Origin of the sequence: Bacteroides sp. 3_1_13, assembly GCF_001185845.1 — a bacterium.
GTDB lineage: Bacteria > Bacteroidota > Bacteroidia > Bacteroidales > Bacteroidaceae > Bacteroides > Bacteroides xylanisolvens.
The window spans coordinates 1-2204 of the sequence record NZ_KQ236969.1; the positions used below are offsets into that span (position 1 = coordinate 1).

General features: G+C 45.4%; 2 protein-coding genes and 1 pseudogene. All 3 read left to right on the top strand.

What is annotated here, in order from left to right; translation table 11 throughout:
- Positions 1-194: pseudogene (locus HMPREF9009_RS24750) on the top strand (type II toxin-antitoxin system HipA family toxin); the annotation flags it as partial.
- A gap of 99 nt (positions 195-293) precedes the next feature.
- Positions 294-614, top strand: a complete 321-nt coding sequence (locus HMPREF9009_RS24755) for a helix-turn-helix domain-containing protein (protein ID WP_005868815.1) — start codon at positions 294-296, stop codon at positions 612-614.
- Positions 604-2130, top strand: a complete 1527-nt coding sequence (locus HMPREF9009_RS24760; RefSeq protein ID WP_005868817.1) for a type II toxin-antitoxin system HipA family toxin — start codon at positions 604-606, stop codon at positions 2128-2130. Before HMPREF9009_RS24755 ends, HMPREF9009_RS24760 begins: the two co-directional genes overlap by 11 nt.
- Positions 2131-2204 lie beyond the last annotated feature (74 nt).

Genomic DNA, 2204 nt, shown 5'->3' on the forward strand with positions numbered 1-2204 from the left:
AACTGAAGATGAGAGGATATCAGCCATCGGAGAACACACTGAAAAGCCTCCAGCCGGATGTATCCGCCACCACCTTCATCGCTGCCGCCAAAATCTTCCAAATGGAAGGGATGCTAAAAAGCCTTCAGGACATAAAACCCGCGCAAAGCCCGATTACAGGCGGCAATAAACGTAGCATGGAATTGGGGGATTAGCACACAAACTACATCGCGCACAATTCAATATAACAGTAAATATATTAATTGTTATATATAATATTTTGATTTAACAATTAATATATTTACCTTTGTAAAATGACAACGAATCACATCACCCAAGCCATGGCCAATCCGGAAATCATAGTGGAACTGGGCAGACGATTTAAGGAATACAGGCTAACCTATAGGCTCACCCAAAAAGAGGCTGCCGAGAAAGCCGGTGTCAGCCTTATCACCTTACGCCAGTTTGAGAACGGGAAGGCCTATAACATCAATATGGGCAACTTTCTTGCCCTGTTACGAGTAGTGGACTGTCTGGAACAGATGGATGATCTGATGCCGGAAATACCTGTTTCAGCCTATACAATGGAACGAATAATGAATAAAAAGCCGAAAAGGATAAGACATGGAAAATAATGTTGTGAGTGTTATGTTATGGGGAGAAGAAGTCGGAAAGCTCTATTGGGACGAAAGAAACAAAAGAGCCGTCTTCAACTATCATCCGGATTTCATCAAGAAAGGAGTGGAAATCGCCCCACTGACCGCTTCTGTCAAAGGACCGGCGGCAAAGGGTATGCCCATACTCGGAAACAAAGAAAAGACTTATCAAGGTCTCCCACCGTTTTTGGCAGATTCATTGCCTGATCGGTGGGGTAACATGGTCTTCGACCAATGGGCGGCACAAAACCATATCCCCAAGCGCAAACTCACACCGGTAGATAAACTGTCTTTCATCGGGAAACGGGGAATGGGAGCCTTTGAGTTCATCCCGGCCACTCCTGGATTGGAATCCTCTTCCACTCTCCAGATAGAGAGTTTATACCAACTGGCACGCCGTATCTTTGAGGAACGGGAGGAAATATCCGTGCAAGATGACGAAGCACTGCAACTGCAAAGTATCTATGAGATAGGTACATCAGCCGGAGGGCAGCACCCGAAAGCCATCATCGCCATCAATGAAACGACACATGATATACGTTCCGGCCAAGTCCCTTTACCGGAGGGCTATACCTACTACATATTGAAGTTTGCAGAAGGGGACGATTTTCCGTTCACGCAAATGGAAATGGTATATTATGAGATGGCAAAGGAAGCCGGGATTACGATGATGCCTTCCCGACTCATTCAAATTGAGGGAAAACATCACTTCCTGACGGAGCGTTACGATAGGATAAACGGAGAGAAGATACATACACAGACACTTGCTGCCATGAATCCGGATGCAACGAGCTATGAGGATTTGTTTGAAGTCTGCCGAAAACTGAACATCCCGGCAAGCGAACAGTCCGAACTCTACCGTAGGACGGTATTCAATATCATGGGCGGCAATGTGGATGACCACATCAAGAATTTCTCTTTCCTGATGGAAAGAAACGGCACATGGCACATCACCCCAGCCTACGACATGACATTCACCACCAATTTGGACGGTGCGGCATACGAAAACGCACACTCCATGAGCATTGCAGGAAAAGATAACGACATCACGGAAGATGACCTGATGCAATTTGCCAAACAGAACGGAATAAAGAATGCGAAAAGGATAATCGAAGAAGTCAGCCTTGCCATCAGCCATTTTTACGATTATGCCACCAATCATCAAATCGATGACTATTGGAAAGACCGCATCGAAGAGCATCTTTCCGGTTTGGTATCTCCGATCATAGGGAAAACCATGAAACACTACCTGCCCACCATTGTCGAACCCTACGAGACAGAGGATGGCTTTTTGGTATCAGAAATCAACATCATCGAAAACACCCGGCATGATTTCCGTATCGAGGCCTTCATAAACGGAAAGCGACAGAAATACATTGCCGGGCGTAAAAGCGATTTGGCTGCTGAAGTCATTGCCAAAGGCAGAAACAAGATGCCCGTTGAGAACAAGAAAGAACTTGTGGAACGGTTGTTACTGCCTTTAGCTAGAAGATAAAAACAGACGAATAGCGACACTATTACATTAATAAAAAGTCTGTTCTTGTTCGGCAAGCAACTGCATACGATCCA

Coding starts and splice junctions, on each gene's coding strand:
- HMPREF9009_RS24760 (WP_005868817.1), top strand. CDS start 604: ATGGAAAATAATGTTGTGAGTGTTATGTTATGGGGAGAAGAAGTCGGA.
- HMPREF9009_RS24755 (WP_005868815.1), top strand. CDS start 294: ATGACAACGAATCACATCACCCAAGCCATGGCCAATCCGGAAATCATA.